Genomic DNA, 17,358 nt, shown 5'->3' on the forward strand with positions numbered 1-17,358 from the left:
CATACCCGACATCGTGATTTCGAAAGGCGCTCCATAGACCATGCCGCACGACACGCCCCTTATCGCCACCATCGTCGCCGGTTTGGGGCTGGCTTTCGTCTTCGGCGCAATTGCCAATCGCTTCCGCATCCCGCCGCTGGTCGGTTACCTCATCGCCGGCGTTCTGGTCGGGCCGAACACGCCGGGCTTCGTCGCCGATGCCGGCCTCGCCACTGAACTGGCCGAGATCGGCGTGATACTGCTGATGTTCGGCGTCGGCCTGCATTTCTCGTTGAAGGATTTGTTGTCGGTCCGCGCCATCGCCGTGCCCGGCGCGATCGCGCAGATCGGCTTCGCAACGGCGCTCGGCGCCGGCCTTGCCTGGATGCTCGGCTGGTCGATGGGCGCGGGGCTGGTGTTCGGGCTGGCACTTTCCGTCGCCTCGACCGTAGTGCTGTTGCGCGCGCTGCAGGAGCGGCGGCTGATCGAAACCGAACGCGGCCGCATCGCCGTCGGCTGGTTGATCGTCGAGGATCTGGCCATGGTGCTGGCGCTGGTATTGCTGCCGGCGCTGGCCGGTGTGCTGGGCGGTCAGGAGCAGCTGGAGGCCCACTCCAGCGGCCTGTTGTCGCTGCCGGCGAGCTACGGCGTTTGGGGTGTCGTCGGCATCACGCTGGCCAAGGTCGCGGCCTTTGTCGTCGTCATGCTGGTGGTCGGTCGCCGTGTCATCCCCTGGATCTTGCACTACGTCGCCCACACCGGATCGCGCGAACTGTTCCGGCTGGCTGTGCTCGCCATCGCACTCGGCGTCGCCTTCGGCGCGGCCAAGCTGTTTGGCGTCTCGCTGGCGCTGGGCGCTTTCTTCGCCGGCATGATCATGAGCGAATCCGAACTCAGCCACCGGGCGGCCGAGGAATCGCTGCCGCTGCGCGACGCCTTTTCCGTGCTGTTCTTCGTCTCGGTCGGCATGCTGTTCGACCCGTTCAGCCTGATCAGCAATGGCTGGCCGGTCCTGGCGACGCTGGCCATCATCGTCATCGGCAAGTCGCTGGCGGCCTTCGTCATCGTCGTCGCCTTCGGTTATCCCCTCGCCACGGCACTGATGATCTCGGCAAGCCTCGCTCAGATCGGCGAATTCTCGTTCATCCTGGCCGAACTCGGTGTCGGGCTGAAGCTGCTGCCCGAACAAGGACGCGACCTCATCCTCGCCGGCGCTATCCTGTCGATCGTCCTCAACCCGCTGATATTCCTTGCCGTTGACTGGATGAAACCGCGGCTGGAAAGGCGCGCGGGCAAGACGGCGTCGCTCGACGAGGCAAAGCCGATTGGCCCCGCGACGGAGCCAGGTCGGCTGGCTTCGGTCGCGACACCAGTGCAAGAGGACGGCCCACTTCCCAGGACAACGCTCACCAGCCACACCATCCTGATCGGCTACGGCCGTGTCGGCAGCCTCGTCGGCGCGTCATTGAAGGAGGCCGCCCTGCCCTTCCTCGTCATCGAGGATGCCGACAAGACGCTGGCGAAGCTCAAGGCCGACGGCATCGAAACCGTGTTCGGCAACGCCGCGAACAGCGAGGTGTTCGCCGCGGCCAATCCCGAGGGCGCCAAGCGGCTGATCCTGGCCATTCCCAACGCCTTCGAGGCGGGGCAGATCGTGCTGCGCGCACGCACCGCCAACCCGAAGATCAACGTCATCGCCCGCGCCCATTCCGATGCCGAGGTCGAGCATCTCAAGGGGCTCGGCGCCGACACGGTGATCATGGGTGAGCGCGAGATCGCGCGTGGGATCGTGGCAGAGGTGATGGAAGGCGGGGCAGAGCCGAATGCGCCGGTTACTTAACTCGCCAGCGGTCGCTCACACGTGCTGGCCGCCATTGATGTGGATTTCCGAACCCGTCACATAGGACGCCTGCTGCGAGCACAGGAAGAAGATGATGTCGGCGACTTCGGCCGTAGTGCCCAGCCGCCGCAGCGGAATCGTCTCGACGATCTTTTCCGTGCCCGGCGACAGGATCGCCGTGTCGATCTCGCCGGGTGCGATGGCGTTGACGCGGATGCCGTGCGGGCCGAAATCATGCGCCATTTCGCGCGTCAGCGAGCCGAGTGCCGCCTTCGACGTCGCATAGGCCGTGCCGGCGAAGGGATGCACGCGGGTGCCGGCGATCGAGGTGACGTTGACGATCGAGCCTTTGGCCGACGCCAATTCCCAGAACAATCCCCGCGCCAGCATGATCGGCGCGAAGAAATTCACCTGGAACACGTCGCGCCAGACATGCATCGGCGTGTCGATCGAATTCATGCGGCTGTTGTCGCCCTCGAGCTTCGGCGAAATGCCTGCATTGTTCACCAGCGCATGAAGCTGGCCGCCGTGCGCCTCCAGCCGATGGCGAATTTCCGAGATCGCGATGCCGACATCCTCCTGGTCGGCGAGATCGACCTTGATATGGTCCTCTGGACCGGCCGGCCACGGGCAGTCCTCGGCAAAGGCCTGGCGCGAGCAGGTGATGACGCGCCAGCCCTCGCGCGAGAAGCGCTTGACCGTGGCATGGCCGATGCCGCGGCTTGCGCCGGTCAGCACGATGGTCTTTCTGGTGTCGGTCTCGGCCATGTCGCGGTCTCCAAACTGGAGATGTAGCGGAACACCGTCGCGATGGCGAGGGCTCAGCCGCCGGTGAGGATGTCGAGGATCGAGGTCTGCCGCTTCTTGACAGGCCCGCCGACATCGCCGGGCGGCACCGGGTGCTTGATCGATGCGGTGGTTCCATCACCGCCCGGCATGCCGAAGCCACCGGCATCGACCGTTTCGGCGGGACGCGCGGCGCGAGCCGGCGACGCTTTTTGGGCGGACGGCGCGGATTGGCCAACCGAAGCGGACGGCACAGGGGCCGGCTGCGCCGTATTGGACGGAATTTCGTCCTGCACGATCGTATCCGCTGGCGTTGACCTCCATGTCCCGGGCAGCGGCCGCACCGGCACGCCTTCATGCGCGGCGACCATGAACTCATGCCAGGCCTGCGCCGGCAGCGCACCGCCGGTGACCTTCTTCATCGGACTGCCATCATCATTGCCGAACCAGACACCGGTGGTGAGATTGGCCGTATAGCCGATGAACCAGGCGTCGCGCGAATTCTGGCTGGTGCCGGTCTTGCCGGCGGCCGGCCAGGCAAAAGCCGCCTTCCTGGCAGTGCCGATTTCGACCGTGCCGGTCATCATCGAGTTCATCATGCCGACGACTTCGGGTTTGACGACACGCGGGGCGCCGCCGCCATTGTTGGCGTAGAGCACCTTGCCGCCGGCTGTCGTCACGCGGCGGATGAAATGGACTTCCGGCCGGTAGCCGCCATTGGCGAAGGGGACATAGGCCGACGTCAATTCCAGCGGCGTCACTTCAGAGGTGCCGAGCGCGATCGAGGTGTTGGCCGTGAGGTCGGTCTGGATGCCCATGCGATGTGCCGCCTCGATGACGGCGTCAGGTCCGACTTCCATGGTCAGTTGGGCGGCCACCGAGTTCAGCGACTTCGCCAGCGCCGTCGCCAGCGTCACCTTGCCGAAATACTTGCCGCCGTAATTGGTTGGCGTCCATTTGCCTATTTTGATCGGCGCGTCATTGCGCACGCTGTCGGGCGTGCGGCCGGCTTCTAGTGCAGCCATGTAAACAAAAGGCTTGAACGCCGAGCCCGGCTGGCGGCGCGCCTCCGAGGCACGGTCGAACTGGCTGGTCGAATAATCATAACCGCCGACCATGGCACGTACCGCGCCGGAATTGTCAATCGACACTAGCACGCCCTGGCTGGCATTGAGCTTCTTGCCGCTCCCGTCGATCAGCCGGCGGATCGATTGTTCGGCGAGCTTCTGCAGCGTGAGGTCGACGGTGGTGTCGACGATGATGTCGCCGCGCACGTCCCCGATCAATTCGGGCAGTTCTTCCATGATTGTGTCGGCGACATAATTTTCCGAGCCCGTCCAGTAGGATGCCACCCGCGTCGCCGGCGCGCTCATCGCCGTGGTCAGGTCCTTGGCGCTGATCTTGCCTTCGTCGCGCATGGCGGCGAGGACAAGCTGCGAGCGCCGTTCGGCCGCCTTCGGGTCGCGTGCCGGAGACAATCGCGACGGCGCCTTCAGCAGGCCAGCGAGGAGTGCGGCCTCCGGCAGTGTGACATCGCGCGCGCTCTTGCCGAAATAGCGGCGCGAGGCCGCCTCGACACCATAGGCACCGGAGCCGAAATAGACCCGGTTGAGATACATTTCGAGGATCTGGTCCTTGGTGTGCTTGTGCTCGAGCCACAGCGCCAAAAGCACTTCCTGCACCTTGCGCTCCAGCGTGCGATCGGGCGTCAGGAACAGGTTTTTCGCCAATTGCTGGGTCAGCGTCGAGCCGCCCTGCGAAAAACGGCCGCCGAGAACGTTGGCCACCATGGCCCTGGACAGACCGATCGGATCGATGCCCAGATGCGAATAGAAACGGCGATCCTCGATGGCGATGACGGCCTCGGGAATATAGGCCGACATTTCATGCAGGCCGACGGCTTCGCCGCCGCTCATGCCGCGATTGGCGAGCAGCTGTCCGTCGACGGAGACGATCCTGATGTTGGGCGCGCGGTCGGGGATGGCCCAGGTGGTGGCCGCCGGCATTTTCGCGCCGTAATAGACGACGATGCCGGCGGTGGCGATGCCGCCCCATATTGCCAGCACGAAGCACCAGTAGACCAGCCGGCCGAGCACGCCAAACAGGCCGCGCCGGCTTTTGCCGCGTCCGCGGCGCGACGATTTCTTGGCCGATTGGCGCTTGGCAGAGGTCTTACGGCTGCTCGGCACGACGCGATCCTCCTCGCTTACCGAAAAACCGGCCGAGGATTTCGCCCGTGGCGGTCCCTCGAAGCTGGGTTCGATACGGCTGTCTCTGCGGTTCGCCATGCGCTGTGCTGTCTGTCCCGATGCCTATGGCGTTCGGGGTGAAGAGTAGATGCGGCGGTTTAAAGGCGAGTTAAGTCTCGCTCGAGCGCCGCAGCCGGGCGATCGGTTATCGATGCCAGCGAGAAGAAGGCTAGCGTCTGCTCTTCGCAGGTCACCGCCACAACGCTGTTCGAACGATCGATATCTAGCCCCTTCGGACCGCCTTCTTCGACGCTGGCCCTGCCGCGCCCGAAAGTTTCGTCGTCAAGGACGGCAACAGAGCGAGAGGGCATACGGCTGCCGCTCCAGCCCGCGTCGCGCTCGTAGACGTGAAGCAGTGGACTGCCTGCATCGGCGACGAGGATCTGCCGGTCATCGCCTGTAAAACGCAGGCCATGCGGATAATTGGCATTCTGCAGGATTCCAGCGGGTTCGGTATCCGGTTCCAGCGGCGCGGACATGCTGTAGATCTTCACATCGTTCGTGCCGTGGCTGCTGACGGCGATCCATTGGCCATCATGGCTGACCGCTATGCCGTCGGGTATGTTCAGGCCGCGCTTCAGAAGGACCTGGTTTTTCCACGCGCGGTAGCCCCACCGGTCGACGACGTGGCGCGTGACACTGTCCCTGTAGTTGTTGCAGACCAGGAGGCTGACTCGGCCACGCGTCTCCTGCCTGGCCGCGACGGAACCTGGCGTCTTCAGCTTGCAGAACAGTCCGCCCTTGATCTCGCGAATAGGCGCAATGTCGCACTGGCGGCCGGCCGGTTCGCCCGAGGGCAGGGCAAATATCGCAACCAGCCCATCACGATTGGCGATCACCAGGGTTCGGTCATCGATGAAATCGAGACCGTGGACCTCACCCATGCTTCCCGACGTCAATTCCATGAAGTCATGGACGATGACTTGCGGACCACTCGGCGCCGCATCGACGTCGATCCGCAGGATCAGACAGCGCCTTCGCGCATATCCCGCAATTGCCAGCAGCCGATTGTCCGGCGAAAAGCGCACATCTTCCGTGCGACCGATGGCCGAGAGCGCGGCTCGTACGGCATCGCTGGCTTTGAAGTCGATCCGGGCTATCACCTGAGAGCGTGACCTGAAGGGCTCGAATAGTCGATATGGGTGGTCATCGGCACCTTTTGCCGCGCCAGACCCTGCGCGCTCAGTTTTCCTGGATCGAAATACCCTTGTCGTCGATCTTAAGTTCGACGCCCTTCGGCTTGGTTTGCTCGCGATAGACGTAGGTGCCGAGCGCGATGACCACGACGACGAGCGCGCCGATGATGAGATAGAGCATATTCTGTTTCATAGCGCGCCCTTGATGTCCTTCGATGGATCAGGCCTGCTTCACCAGCTTGATCAGCACGAGCAGGATGACCGCGCCGATCGTGGCGTGGATAATGGAGGCAAATATGCCACCGCCTATGGCGAACCCAAGCCTTGGGAAGAGCCAGCCGGCGATCAAGGCCCCGACGATGCCGACGACGATATTGCCGACCAGGCCGAAGCCAAAACCCTTGACGATCAGGCCGGCGAGCCAGCCGGCGATGGCACCGATGATGATGAAGACAAGCAGACTCTCAACACCCATTTGCAAATCCCTCCTGAGCGGATGGTCGCGGAGCAGGAAGCCCCGAATCGATCTCCGGTTGCAACGGGCTCAAGCTATTGGAAAGTAGCCGGCCCCGCCAGCGGCGTCATTCGTCCTCGTCATCCCCGGATGCGGGCCGCCAGCCGATCGGCTCGATTTTCTTTTGCGTATGGCCGTCCGTATAGGCCCACCATCCGGTGTCGTTCTCGTCCCAGTCGCCGCCGGCCGCCCTCAGCCGGTCGAGCGACCGGTACTGCGCGATGGATTCGTTGATCACGCCGTCGCTGTCCTTCCAGATGACGGTGACCTTGGAGCCGTCCTTCGGGGCTGTTTCGATGGGTTTTCTGGCAGCCATTTCATCCCTCCATGGACCGACAGAACGTCGCGGCGAACAGCTGGTTCCAACTTAGCTGTGGGCGAAGATGTCTGCCTCATCCCAGCCCATCAGGTCGAGTTTCGCACGCGTCGGCAGGAAGCGGAAGCAGGCCTCTGCCTCCTTGGTCCGCTTCTCGCGCGCCAGCCGCGCCGTCAGCACATCGCGCAGCTGGTGCAGATAGAGCACGTCGGAGGCGGCATATTCGAGTTGTTCGGGCGACAGCGTCTCCGCTGCCCAGTCCGACGATTGCTGCACCTTCGACAGGCTGACGCCAAGAAGTTCAAGGCAGATGTCCTTCAACCCGTGCCGGTCGGTGTAGGTTCGGGTCAGCCGCGAGGCGATCTTGGTGCAAAACACCGGCTCCGGCATGACGCCGAAGGCGTTATAGAGCACGGCGAGATCGAAGCGGCCGAAATGGAAGAGCTTGGTTATGCTGCGGTTCCTGAGCAGGCTGACGAGGTTCGGCGCCTTCTTCTGGCCGGGCGCGATCTGGATGACGTCGGCGGTACCGTCACCCGGCGATATCTGCACCACGCAAAGCCGGTCGCGATGCGGATTGAGGCCCAGCGTCTCCGTGTCGATGGCGACCGCCCCGACGTCGTAATGCAACAGCCCGGGCAGGTCGTTCTTGTGGAAGCGGATATCGCTCATCGTCTTCTCCGGTCGCGGCCCATGCGGTGATGCTCAACAGGGATGGCCCGTCCTCGCCGCGATCCGATGAAAAATCAACAGAAAGTTGAATTCTTTCCCTGTCAGCGTGTCAGCGCATCGAGAATGCGCGCCCAGGAGCGCTGTCCCTTGTGGAAGGAACTCAGCTCGTATTTCTCGTTCGGCGAATGGATGCGGTCATCGTCGAGGCCGAACCCGACCAGCAAGGATTCGATGCCGAGATAGGTCTGGAAATCGCCGACCACCGGGATCGAGCCGCCGCTTCCCGTCGTCACCGCCGGCTTCGGCCACTCGTCGGACAGCGCGTCCTTAGCCTTGGCGAGAAACGGCGAGTCGTAGGAAAGCTGGATCGCCGGCGAGCCGCCATGCGGATGGAAATCGACTGAGCAATCGGCCGGGATGCGCTCCCTGACGAAGGTCTGGAAAGCGGCACGGATCTTTTCCGGATTCTGCTTGTGGACGAGGCGGAAGGACACTTTTGCCGTGGCTTCCGCCGCGATCACCGTCTTGAACCCCTTGCCGGTATAGCCGCCAATAATACCGTTGAACTCGGCCGTGGGCCGCGCCCAGGTGAGTTCGAGCACCGAGCGGCCCCTTTCACCTGATGGAATCGACAGGCCGACAGGCCCAAGGAACGTCTCGGCGGTCTCGCCGAGCGTCTCCCACGATTTCAGGACCTGCGAGGGGGTCTCCTCGACACCGTCATAGAAACCCGGAATGGTGACATGGCCGTCCTTGTCGTGGATGTCAGCCAGGACCCCGGCCAGGATGCGGATTGGATTGGCGGCGGCCCCACCATAAAGACCGGAATGCAGGTCGCGGTCAGCGGCTTTGACCGTGATCTCCTCGCCGACCAGCCCGCGCAGCGCGACACAGATCGACGGCGTATCGCGGTCCCACATACCGGTGTCGCAGACAAGCGCGAAGTCGGCCTTGAGTTCGGCCGCGTTTGCCTCGAGGAACGGCTTCAGCGATGGCGAGCCGGACTCCTCCTCGCCCTCGAACAGGATCGTGATGCGGCACGGCAGCCCGCCATGCACCTGCTTCCAGGCGCGGCAAGCCTCGACAAAGGTCATCAGCTGCCCCTTGTCGTCGGCCGAACCACGTCCTGTGATCACCTGATGGCCGGGCTCGATCTCCTTGACCGAAGGTGCGAACGGGTCGCTGTCCCAGAGCTCGATCGGGTCGACCGGCTGCACGTCGTAATGGCCGTAGAACAAGACATGCGGCGCGTCCGCCGGCCCGTCATGATGCGCGACCACCATCGGATGGCCTGGTGTGTCACGCACGCTGGCGTCGAACCCGATCAGCTTGAGCTCCGCCACCAGCCATTCCGCCGCCTTGCGGCAATCCGCGGCATAGGCCGGATCGGTCGAGATCGACTTGATCCTGAGCAGCCCGAACAGGCGCTCCAGGCTCTCGTCGAGATTCTTGTCGAGGCGGTCGAGGACGGGGGAGACTGCGGACATTTTTATCAGGCCTTTCGATTCTGAGCGGCAACCCTAAGCCTGCAAGGCAGAAACGAAAAGCCGGCGGTCGTTGGACCAGGAAACCTGTCGGCAAAAAAATGCCGCCGTGGTGGAGGGGGAACCACGGCGGCCTTTACTCGAAACGATGCGGCAGCCCGGAGAGGGGGGATAGGCTGCCGCAAGTGTCCGGGATAGGCGGGGGACGGGCCTTACTCCGGACCTCGGCGAAAAATGCCGATGACGTTTATCTGTGTCTTCGAACATGGCGATTCAAGGGCGTCAAAATTACACTTTTGTAACATACGCGTGAGCGGCCAGTTCCATGTCGGCCGATTCTATGGTGGCCGATTCTATGGTGGCCAAGTCATCAGGACATCGGCTCTGTCAGGGTGTTGCCGGAACCGGTGGCTGAAGCCGCCTTTGGCATGGACCGCAGCGCTGCGCCGCGCTATCCCTTCGTCCCATGAAAAAAGGCGATCATCTCTTCCTTGTCGACGGCTCCGGCTACATCTTCCGCGCCTATCACGCGCTGCCGCCACTGACCCGCAAATCCGACGGCCTGCCGGTCAGTGCCGTGCTCGGCTTCTGCAACATGGTTTGGAAGCTGACGCAGGACGCCCGCAACACCGATGTCGGCGTGGTGCCGACGCATTTCGCCGTGATCTTCGACTATTCGTCGAAAACCTTCCGCAACGATCTCTACCCCGAATACAAAGCCAACCGCTCGGCGCCGCCGGAGGATTTGATCCCGCAATTCGGCCTGATTCGCCAGGCGACCAAGGCCTTCAACCTGCCCTGCATCGAGATGGAAGGGTTTGAGGCCGACGATCTGATCGCCACCTATTGCCGGCTTGCCTGCGAAGCCGGCGGCGACACCACCATCATCTCCTCCGACAAGGATCTGATGCAGTTGGTCGGCGCAACCGTCGGCATGTACGATCCGATGAAGGACCGCCAGATCGGCGTTCCCGAAGTCGTCGAGAAATGGGGCGTGCCGCCGGAGAAGATGATCGACCTGCAGGCGCTGACCGGCGATTCGGTCGACAACGTGCCGGGTGTGCCCGGCATCGGGCCGAAGACGGCGGCGCAACTGCTCGAACAGTTCGGCGACCTCGATGGGCTGCTTGCGCGCGCCGGCGAGATCAAGCAGGAGAAGCGCCGCGAATCGATCATCGCCAATGCCGACAAGGCGCGCATTTCGCGTGAGCTGGTGACGCTGAAGAACGACGTGCCGGTGATCGAAGGGCTCGACGATTTCACGTTGCACGAGCCCGACGGGCCAAAGCTGATCGGCTTCCTCAAGACCATGGAGTTCTCCTCGCTGACCCGCCGCGTAGCGGAAGCGACCGGAACGGAGCCGGCTGATGTCCAGGCCGTCGCCGTTACGATCGAGCGCGCCGACACCGCGCATGGTCCCGATGTCGGGTTTGGAGTGCCGGCAGCCGCCGAAGGCGCGGTGGGCGCGGTGACAGACGAAGCCGGGAGAACGGCGCCGACCGGCCCCAGCAGAGAAAGCAAGGAAGGCGACACCCCTTCCCTTCTTTCGGCGCTTCGCTTCGAGGACGCCACTGCCAGAAAGATCGACACCAGCACCTACGTCTCCATCCGCGACACGGCGGTGCTGAAGGCGTGGGTGGCCGAGGCGATGGAGACCGGCATCGTCGCCTTCGACACCGAGACCACCTCAACTGATCCGATGCAGGCCGAGTTGATCGGCTTTTCCATGGCCACCGCGCCCGGCCGCGCCGCCTATGTGCCGCTCGCTCATAAAAGCGGCAACGGCGACCTGCTCGGCGGCGGAATGGTCGAAAACCAGATCCCGATCCGTGAGGCGCTTGGCGTCCTGAAGCCCTTGCTGGAGGACAAGTCTGTTCTCAAGATCGTGCAGGAGCTGAAATACGACCTCGTCGTCATGAGCCGCCACGGCATCGATGTCGCCCCCTTCGACGACACCATGCTGATTTCCTACGTGCTCGACGCTGGCACATCCGGCGGCCACGGCATGGCGGCTCTGTCGGAAAAGTGGCTCGGCCACACGACCATTTCCCTCAAGGAGCTGGCCGGCTCGGGAAAAAGCTTCGTCGGCTTCGACCAGGTCGATATCGACAAGGCAACGGCCTACGCCGCCGAGCACGCCGATGTGACGCTGAGGCTCTGGCGGGTGCTGAAGCCAAGGCTTGCCGCCAAGGGCCTCGTCTCGGTCTACGAGCGGCTGGAACGGCCGCTGGTGCCGGTGCTGGCAAGGATGGAGCAGCGCGGCATCTCCGTCGACCGGCAGATCCTGTCGCGGCTCTCCGGCGAACTGGCACAGGGCGCAGCACGGCTGGAGGATGAAATCTATCAGCTCATCGGCGAGCGCATCAACATCGGCTCGCCAAAACAGCTCGGCGACATCCTGTTCGGCAGGATGGGCCTGCCCGGCGGTTCCAAAACCAAGACCGGCCAGTGGTCGACCTCGGCGCAACTTCTGGAAGACCTCGCCGCCGAAGGCCACGAACTGCCGCGCAAGATCGTCGACTGGCGCCAGCTGACCAAATTGAAATCGACCTATACCGATGCGCTGCCCGGCTTCATCCATCCCGATACGAAGCGCGTCCACACTTCATACGCCCTTGCCGCGACGACGACGGGACGGCTGTCGTCCTCCGATCCCAATCTGCAGAACATTCCGGTGCGCACCGTCGAGGGGCGAAAGATCAGGACGGCCTTCATCGCCGACAAGGGCAACAAGCTGGTTTCCGCCGATTACAGCCAGATCGAGCTGCGCGTGCTCGCCCATGTCGCCGAGATCCCGCAGTTGACGCAGGCCTTCGCCGACGGCGCCGACATCCACGCCATCACCGCGTCGGAAATGTTCAACGTACCGGTCGAGGGCATGCCGGCGGAGATACGCCGCCGCGCCAAGGCGATCAATTTCGGCATCATCTACGGCATTTCCGCCTTTGGCCTCGCCAACCAGCTGTCGATCCCGCGCGAGGAGGCCGGCGCCTACATCAAGAAATATTTCGAACGCTTCCCGGGCATCCGCGACTATATCGACGCGACCAAGGCCTATGCCCGCGAATACGGCTATGTCGAAACGATCTTCGGCCGCCGCATCCACTATCCTGAGATACGGTCGTCGAACCCCTCGGTCCGCGCCTTCAACGAGCGCGCCTCGATCAACGCCCGCCTGCAAGGCACCGCCGCCGACATCATCCGCCGCGCCATGATCCGCATGGACCAGGCGCTGGAAAAGGCGAAGCTTTCCGCCCGCATGCTGCTGCAAGTGCATGACGAGCTGGTCTTCGAGACCGCCGAAGCGGAGGTCGAGGCGACGATCCCCGTCGTGCGCCAGGTGATGGAGAACGCCGCGATGCCGGCGGTGTCGATGTCGGTGCCGCTGCATGTCGACGCCCGTGCCGCCAACAACTGGGAAGAGGCGCATTAGCACCTCATACGGACGTCCACGGCCGACCAGATGCGATCTGTAGCGATCCTTCGCCCGCCCTCCAGCATCAAAAGGGTCACCACCGCTATGTCGCGGCCTAACAGGCCTTCAGGCCGCCTCCGCCCGGCACTTCGCACAGGTACCGCGGAATTCGATCACCGCCTTCTTGGCGGCGAAACCGGTCGAGCGTACCCATTCGTCGAGCCGATGGCCGACATCGTGATCGGAGAACTCGGTCACTTGCCCGCATGTGTCGCAGATGGCAAAGGCGGCCATCGAATGGCTGTGGTCGTGCGGCTCGGCGCAGGCGACGAAGGAATTGAGGCTTTCAAGCCTGTGCACGAAACCGGACTTCACCAGCGTATCGAGCGCGCGATAAACTTGCAGCGGCGCGCGAAAGCCGCGCTCGCGAAGCTGGTCGAGCAATGTGTAGGCGCTGAGCGGCCCGCTGGCGGCCTCGAGCTTCTCGAGCACGCACAACTGGTTCTTCGTCAGCACATCCCTTGCCGCCATGATCCTGTTTCCACCCCGTTTCGCGCCGCTTGCATGTCGTTTCCGCATGCAAGCGGTTCCAATCCCATCCAGATAGCGACGATCGGGCATTTTTGCTACTGTTTCCACACCGGCGCGGCCCAGAAGCCGGCCAAGCCGCGAGCAGGCGGCCAGTCACATCCGGGGCGGATCACTTCCGTGGCGGCCCTTTGCGCTCCGCCGAGGCGGCCCACAGATTGATGTCGGCTTCGCGCGCGTAAGTATCGATCTCGGCGAGTTCGGCATCGCTGAAGTCGAGCGCCTTCAGCGCGCCGACACAATCCTCGACCTGTTCCGGCCGGCTGGCGCCGATCAGCGCCGAGGTCACCCGCCCCTTGCGCAGCACCCAAGCCAGCGCCATCTGCGCCAGCGTCTGGCCGCGTTGGCCGGCAATCGCGTTCAGCGCCTTGATGTTGGCGATGGTCTTGTCATTGATGAAGGCCGCCTTCAGCGACTTGCCCTGGCTGGCGCGGCTGCCCTCAGGGATGCCACGGAGGTATTTGTCGGTCAGCATGCCTTGCGCCAGGGGCGTGAACACGATCGAGCCGACGCCGAGCCCCTCCAGCGTATCGAGCAGACCGTCCTCCTCGACCCAGCGGTTGAGCATCGAATAGCTCGGCTGGTGGATGACGCATGGCGTGCCGAGTTGCTTCAATATGTCGGCGGCCTCGCGCGTGCGCTGCGAATTGTAGGAGGAGATGCCGGCATAAAGCGCCTTGCCGGAGCGTACCGCGTGATCGAGCGCGCCCATCGTTTCTTCCAGCGGCGTGTCGGGATCGAAGCGGTGCGAATAGAAGATGTCGACATAGTCGAGCCCCATCCGCTTCAGGCTCTGGTCGAGGCTGGCCAGCACATATTTGCGCCCGCCCCATTCGCCATAGGGTCCGGCCCACATCTCGTAACCGGCCTTGGTCGAGATGATCAGCTCGTCGCGATAACTGGAGAAATCCGTCCGCAGGATTTCGCCAAAAGCCGTCTCGGCCGAACCGGCCGGCGGGCCGTAATTGTTGGCGAGGTCGAAATGCGTGATGCCGAGATCGAAGGCTTTGCGCGCGATCGCCTGCTTGGTCCGGTGCGGCGTGTCGCCGCCGAAATTGTGCCAGAGCCCGAGCGAGATCGCCGGCAATTTCAGGCCGGATCGCCCGCAGCGATTGTAGATCATTTTCTCGTAGCGGTTTTCGGCGGGGACATAGGGCATGGGAAATCCTCTAGATCAAAGCGAGCCCGGCAGTTGCCACCGCGAAAAAAGGGTGAGTCGGCTCTGCCTCTCACCCTTAGCCTCTCCCCGCCGAAACGGGGAGAGGGGTCGACGGCAAACTACACGTGTCGCAATCACTTAAAGCGCGCACCCTACTTCTTCTTCGCCAACAGCCCTTTCGCATCCTTGACGCCCAGTGCAGCGGGCCGTTCGCAGGTGGTCTGCATGGCAACGAACTTTCCGCTCGCGCCCGACCGCAACATGCCGGTCATCACATCGACGGCATGCAGCGCCAGTTCCATCGAGCACCGATGCGGCCGGCCTTCCGCGATCGCCAGCGCCATGTCGGCGAGACCGGCGGCACGGTAGTTGGCCATCATGCCGTGCGAATGCATCTGGTTGGCGACGCTGAACGGATGCTTCCATTTCGGCAGCTTCTTGACCGGCTTGGCACCGTCGGTGAAGCGAACGTCGCCGCCGAAGAAATTCGGATCCGGCAAGAACACCGTGCCCAACTCGCCGTAGAGTTCCATCGGCGCATGGCCATGGCTCCACACGTCCCAGCTGGTATTGAGCGTCACCACCGCGCCATTCTCGAACTCCATCACGCCGTGGATCGTCGTCGGCGTGGCGACCAGGATCTTTTCGCCCGCGCGAGGCTTGGACGAGATCGTACGTTCCGTCTTCGGGATCGAAGCGAAGGCCGCGACCTGTTTCACCGGCCCGATCAGCTGGATCAGATTGGTGATGTAATAGGGTCCGATATCGAGCACCGGGCCAGCGCCAGGCTGGAAGAAGAAGTCAGGATTGGGGTGCCAGTGCTCCATCCCATGGCTCATCACATGGCATGTGCCGCTGGTGATCTTGCCGAGCTTGCCGGTGTCGATCAGGTTGCGGACAAGCTGGTGCGCGCCACCGAGGAAAGTGTCGGGCGCCGAGCCGATGCGCAGTCCCTCTCTCTCGGCCAGCTTCTTCAGATCGAGCCCTTCCTTGACCGACAGCACGAACGGCTTTTCCGAATAGACGTGCTTGCCGGCATCGAGAATCTGTTTCGACACCTCGTAGTGCACCGCCGGAACGGTGAGGTTGACGATGATGTCGATGTCGCCGGCCTTGAGCAGTCCTTCGACGGTCTCGGCGCGCAGCTTGAACTCCTTCGCCCGTGCCTTGGCCGCATCCATGTTGATATCCGCGCAGGCGCGCATCTCGATGCCGCGAAACAGCGGCGCAAACGAGAGATACGCGTTCGAGATGTTACCGCAGCCGATGACGCCGATCCCAAGCTTCCTTGCCATGCTGATTTGCTCCTAATAGGTCTTGGCGGCTGCGATCGAGCGGCGGGCGAAGCGCTCGATGTCGTTGGGGTTGTCCTGTTCCATGACATAGTATTTGGCGGCGCTCCTGGCGCGCAGCGTCTTGATCAGGCCGGCCCAGTCGATCGTGCCGTGGCCGACATCCGACCAGCCGTCCTCGTCGAGACCCTCGCCGGGCTTGGCGATGTCCTTGACATGGACGGCGGCGATGCGTTTGCCATGCTTTTCGATCCAGGGCAGCGGATCGCCGCCGCCGCGCACCACCCAGGCCACGTCCATCTCCCAGCCGATATCGGGCGCTGCCGCCAGTATGTGGTCCTGCGGCACCGAGCCGTCGGCAAGCGTCCTGAACTCGAAATCATGGTTGTGCCAGGCAAAACCGTAGCCAGCCTTGTCAGCCGTCTCGCCGACCTTGGCCAGGCGCTCGCCGAAACCGCGCCAACCGGCCGTGTCGGTCGGCCTGAGTTCGGCGACCAGATAGGGGCAGATGAGCAGTGTGATGCCGAGTGCGTCGGCGATCTTGCGCACGCCATCGAAATCCTTTTCGAGCGTATCGATCGAGAAATGCCCGGTCGGCATTGTGAGCCCGTTCTTGTCGAGTTCGGCGCGGAATGCCTTAGGGTCGTCATAGACGCCGCCGAACCCTTCGACTTCCTTGTAGCCGAGCTCGCCCAGCATCTTGAGCACGCCTTCCCAAGGTTGGAAATTGCGGGCGCTGTAAAGTTGGAATGACCAGTTCATCGTCTCTGTCCGTTCTCTGGGGATGGATGTGCTTGAGGTGAAATTCTTGGGAATGAGATTCTGGGGAGTTACAGGCGGTTGCCGGTTGCGGCGTCGAACAGCGAAGCGCGCATCGGGTCAAAACCGATGCTCACGGTGTCGGCGTTGTTTGGCGTGCGCTCGGAAGTCACCCGCACCGTGAAATTCTGATTTCCGAGCTTCAGCCAGACCAGCGTGTCGGAACCCATGGGTTCGACGACCACGACATTTGCCGTAGCTGTGAACGGCCACCCGGCGCCGCTGTTGAATGCAACATGCTCGGGCCGGATACCGAAGACGGCCGGTCCCGGCACGGGCTCCTTTTCGAAAACGTAGGTGGCAAGCGGGATCTTCACATCCTCGGCGACGAAGTGCCAGTTGCCGTCGTCGTTCTCCAGCCTGCCGTCGAGGAAGTTCATAGCCGGCGAGCCGAGGAAGCCGGCGACGAAACGGTTGACCGGGCGATTGTAGATCGTCTGCGGCGCGTCGAGCTGCTGGATCACGCCGCCCTTCATCACCGCGATACGGTCGGCCAGCGTCATCGCCTCGATCTGGTCGTGGGTGACGTAGATCATCGTATTCTGCAATTTGCTGTGCAGCAGTTTGATTTCGACACGCAGTTCCGCGCGCAGCTTGGCGTCGAGATTGGAAAGCGGCTCGTCGAACAGGAAGACGTCGACGTCGCGCACGAGCGCCCGCCCGATCGCCACGCGCTGGCGCTGGCCGCCCGAAAGCGCCGACGGCTTGCGTTGCAGCAATGGCTCGATCTGCAGGATTTCGGCGGCGCGAGCAATGCGCCTGGCGATCTCGTCCCTGGCGATGCCGGCGACGCGCAGCCCGAAGGACAGGTTCTTCTCCACCGTCATCTGTGGATAAAGCGCATAGGACTGGAACACCATGCCGATGCCACGGTCCTTGGGTTCCTCCCAGGTGACGTTCTTGCCCTTGATGAAGATGCGGCCGTCCGAAACGTCGAGCAGGCCGGCGATGCAGTTGAGCAAGGTCGACTTGCCGCAGCCGGACGGGCCGAGCAGGACGATGAACTCACCCTCGGCGACGTCGATATTGAGCGTCTCCAGCACCGACACCGCGCCGAAATTCAGCGACAGGTCCTGGATCGAAACACTGGGATTTTCGATTCTTGTCAT

General features: G+C 63.2%; 15 protein-coding genes. 2 read left to right on the top strand and 13 right to left on the bottom strand.

Annotated features, from left to right (window positions below; translation table 11 throughout):
- Positions 1-40: 40 nt before the first annotated feature.
- Positions 41-1,819, top strand: a complete 1,779-nt coding sequence (gene ybaL, locus E5X88_RS13075) for a YbaL family putative K(+) efflux transporter (protein ID WP_292161772.1) — start codon at positions 41-43, stop codon at positions 1,817-1,819.
- A gap of 15 nt (positions 1,820-1,834) precedes the next feature.
- Here the strand turns inward: ybaL and E5X88_RS13080 are convergent, their stop codons facing one another.
- From E5X88_RS13080 to E5X88_RS13115, 8 genes are all read right to left on the bottom strand, one after another.
- Positions 1,835-2,587 (bottom strand): SDR family oxidoreductase, encoded by a 753-nt coding sequence (locus tag E5X88_RS13080; protein WP_292161774.1) that lies wholly within the window; start codon positions 2,585-2,587, stop codon positions 1,835-1,837.
- A 53-nt stretch (positions 2,588-2,640) separates the two neighbouring features.
- Positions 2,641-4,893, bottom strand: coding sequence for a transglycosylase domain-containing protein (locus E5X88_RS13085; RefSeq protein ID WP_292161776.1), 2,253 nt, complete (start codon positions 4,891-4,893; stop codon positions 2,641-2,643).
- Between the two features lie 59 nt (positions 4,894-4,952).
- Entirely contained in the window at positions 4,953-5,957 is a 1,005-nt protein-coding gene (locus E5X88_RS13090; RefSeq protein WP_292161777.1) for a hypothetical protein, read from the bottom strand.
- A 79-nt stretch (positions 5,958-6,036) separates the two neighbouring features.
- On the bottom strand, positions 6,037-6,183 hold the full coding sequence (locus E5X88_RS13095; protein ID WP_126034716.1) for a hypothetical protein: 147 nt from the start codon (positions 6,181-6,183) through the stop codon (positions 6,037-6,039).
- A gap of 27 nt (positions 6,184-6,210) precedes the next feature.
- Positions 6,211-6,465 (bottom strand): GlsB/YeaQ/YmgE family stress response membrane protein, encoded by a 255-nt coding sequence (locus tag E5X88_RS13100; protein ID WP_292161778.1) that lies wholly within the window; start codon positions 6,463-6,465, stop codon positions 6,211-6,213.
- 106 nt (positions 6,466-6,571) lie between these two features.
- Positions 6,572-6,820: a hypothetical protein gene (locus E5X88_RS13105; RefSeq protein ID WP_292161780.1), complete on the bottom strand. Its 249-nt coding sequence runs from the start codon at positions 6,818-6,820 to the stop codon at positions 6,572-6,574.
- 51 nt (positions 6,821-6,871) lie between these two features.
- Complete coding sequence (locus E5X88_RS13110; protein WP_292161781.1) at positions 6,872-7,492, bottom strand: ribonuclease D; 621 nt, start codon at positions 7,490-7,492, stop codon at positions 6,872-6,874.
- A gap of 101 nt (positions 7,493-7,593) precedes the next feature.
- A complete protein-coding gene (locus E5X88_RS13115) occupies positions 7,594-8,979 on the bottom strand; it encodes a M20/M25/M40 family metallo-hydrolase (RefSeq protein ID WP_292161782.1) in 1,386 nt (461 codons plus the stop codon).
- Between the two features lie 463 nt (positions 8,980-9,442).
- On the opposite strand from E5X88_RS13115, the gene polA reads away from it, so the two are divergent.
- Positions 9,443-12,409 (top strand): DNA polymerase I, encoded by a 2,967-nt coding sequence (gene polA / locus E5X88_RS13120; RefSeq protein ID WP_292161783.1) that lies wholly within the window; start codon positions 9,443-9,445, stop codon positions 12,407-12,409.
- A gap of 108 nt (positions 12,410-12,517) precedes the next feature.
- Here polA and E5X88_RS13125 read toward each other — a convergent pair whose 3' ends face one another.
- The 5 genes from E5X88_RS13125 to E5X88_RS13145 all read right to left on the bottom strand — a co-directional run bounded on the left by E5X88_RS13125 (position 12,518) and on the right by E5X88_RS13145 (position 17,358).
- The gene (locus E5X88_RS13125; protein WP_292161784.1) at positions 12,518-12,922 is read right to left on the bottom strand and encodes a Fur family transcriptional regulator; all 405 of its coding nucleotides are present in this window, start codon (positions 12,920-12,922) and stop codon (positions 12,518-12,520) included.
- Between the two features lie 169 nt (positions 12,923-13,091).
- Positions 13,092-14,138, bottom strand: coding sequence for an L-glyceraldehyde 3-phosphate reductase (mgrA, locus tag E5X88_RS13130; protein ID WP_292161785.1), 1,047 nt, complete (start codon positions 14,136-14,138; stop codon positions 13,092-13,094).
- Between the two features lie 152 nt (positions 14,139-14,290).
- Positions 14,291-15,433 (bottom strand): Gfo/Idh/MocA family oxidoreductase, encoded by a 1,143-nt coding sequence (locus E5X88_RS13135; protein ID WP_292161786.1) that lies wholly within the window; start codon positions 15,431-15,433, stop codon positions 14,291-14,293.
- Between the two features lie 12 nt (positions 15,434-15,445).
- Positions 15,446-16,192: a sugar phosphate isomerase/epimerase gene (locus E5X88_RS13140; RefSeq protein WP_292161787.1), complete on the bottom strand. Its 747-nt coding sequence runs from the start codon at positions 16,190-16,192 to the stop codon at positions 15,446-15,448.
- Positions 16,193-16,260: 68 nt separating this feature from the next.
- Entirely contained in the window at positions 16,261-17,358 is a 1,098-nt protein-coding gene (locus E5X88_RS13145) for an ABC transporter ATP-binding protein (RefSeq protein WP_292161797.1), read from the bottom strand.

The sequence above is a fragment of the Mesorhizobium sp. genome (assembly GCF_004962245.1).
In the GTDB taxonomy this organism is placed as follows: Bacteria; Pseudomonadota; Alphaproteobacteria; order Rhizobiales; family Rhizobiaceae; genus Mesorhizobium.

Coding starts and splice junctions, on each gene's coding strand:
- ybaL (WP_292161772.1), top strand. CDS start 41: ATGCCGCACGACACGCCCCTTATCGCCACCATCGTCGCCGGTTTGGGG.
- E5X88_RS13080 (WP_292161774.1), bottom strand. CDS start 2,587: ATGGCCGAGACCGACACCAGAAAGACCATCGTGCTGACCGGCGCAAGC.
- E5X88_RS13085 (WP_292161776.1), bottom strand. CDS start 4,893: ATGGCGAACCGCAGAGACAGCCGTATCGAACCCAGCTTCGAGGGACCG.
- E5X88_RS13095 (WP_126034716.1), bottom strand. CDS start 6,183: ATGAAACAGAATATGCTCTATCTCATCATCGGCGCGCTCGTCGTCGTG.
- E5X88_RS13100 (WP_292161778.1), bottom strand. CDS start 6,465: ATGGGTGTTGAGAGTCTGCTTGTCTTCATCATCATCGGTGCCATCGCC.
- E5X88_RS13105 (WP_292161780.1), bottom strand. CDS start 6,820: ATGGCTGCCAGAAAACCCATCGAAACAGCCCCGAAGGACGGCTCCAAG.
- E5X88_RS13110 (WP_292161781.1), bottom strand. CDS start 7,492: ATGAGCGATATCCGCTTCCACAAGAACGACCTGCCCGGGCTGTTGCAT.
- E5X88_RS13115 (WP_292161782.1), bottom strand. CDS start 8,979: ATGTCCGCAGTCTCCCCCGTCCTCGACCGCCTCGACAAGAATCTCGAC.
- polA (WP_292161783.1), top strand. CDS start 9,443: ATGAAAAAAGGCGATCATCTCTTCCTTGTCGACGGCTCCGGCTACATC.
- E5X88_RS13125 (WP_292161784.1), bottom strand. CDS start 12,922: ATGGCGGCAAGGGATGTGCTGACGAAGAACCAGTTGTGCGTGCTCGAG.
- mgrA (WP_292161785.1), bottom strand. CDS start 14,138: ATGCCCTATGTCCCCGCCGAAAACCGCTACGAGAAAATGATCTACAAT.
- E5X88_RS13135 (WP_292161786.1), bottom strand. CDS start 15,433: ATGGCAAGGAAGCTTGGGATCGGCGTCATCGGCTGCGGTAACATCTCG.
- E5X88_RS13140 (WP_292161787.1), bottom strand. CDS start 16,192: ATGAACTGGTCATTCCAACTTTACAGCGCCCGCAATTTCCAACCTTGG.
- E5X88_RS13145 (WP_292161797.1), bottom strand. CDS start 17,358: ATGACAAGAATCGAAAATCCCAGTGTTTCGATCCAGGACCTGTCGCTG.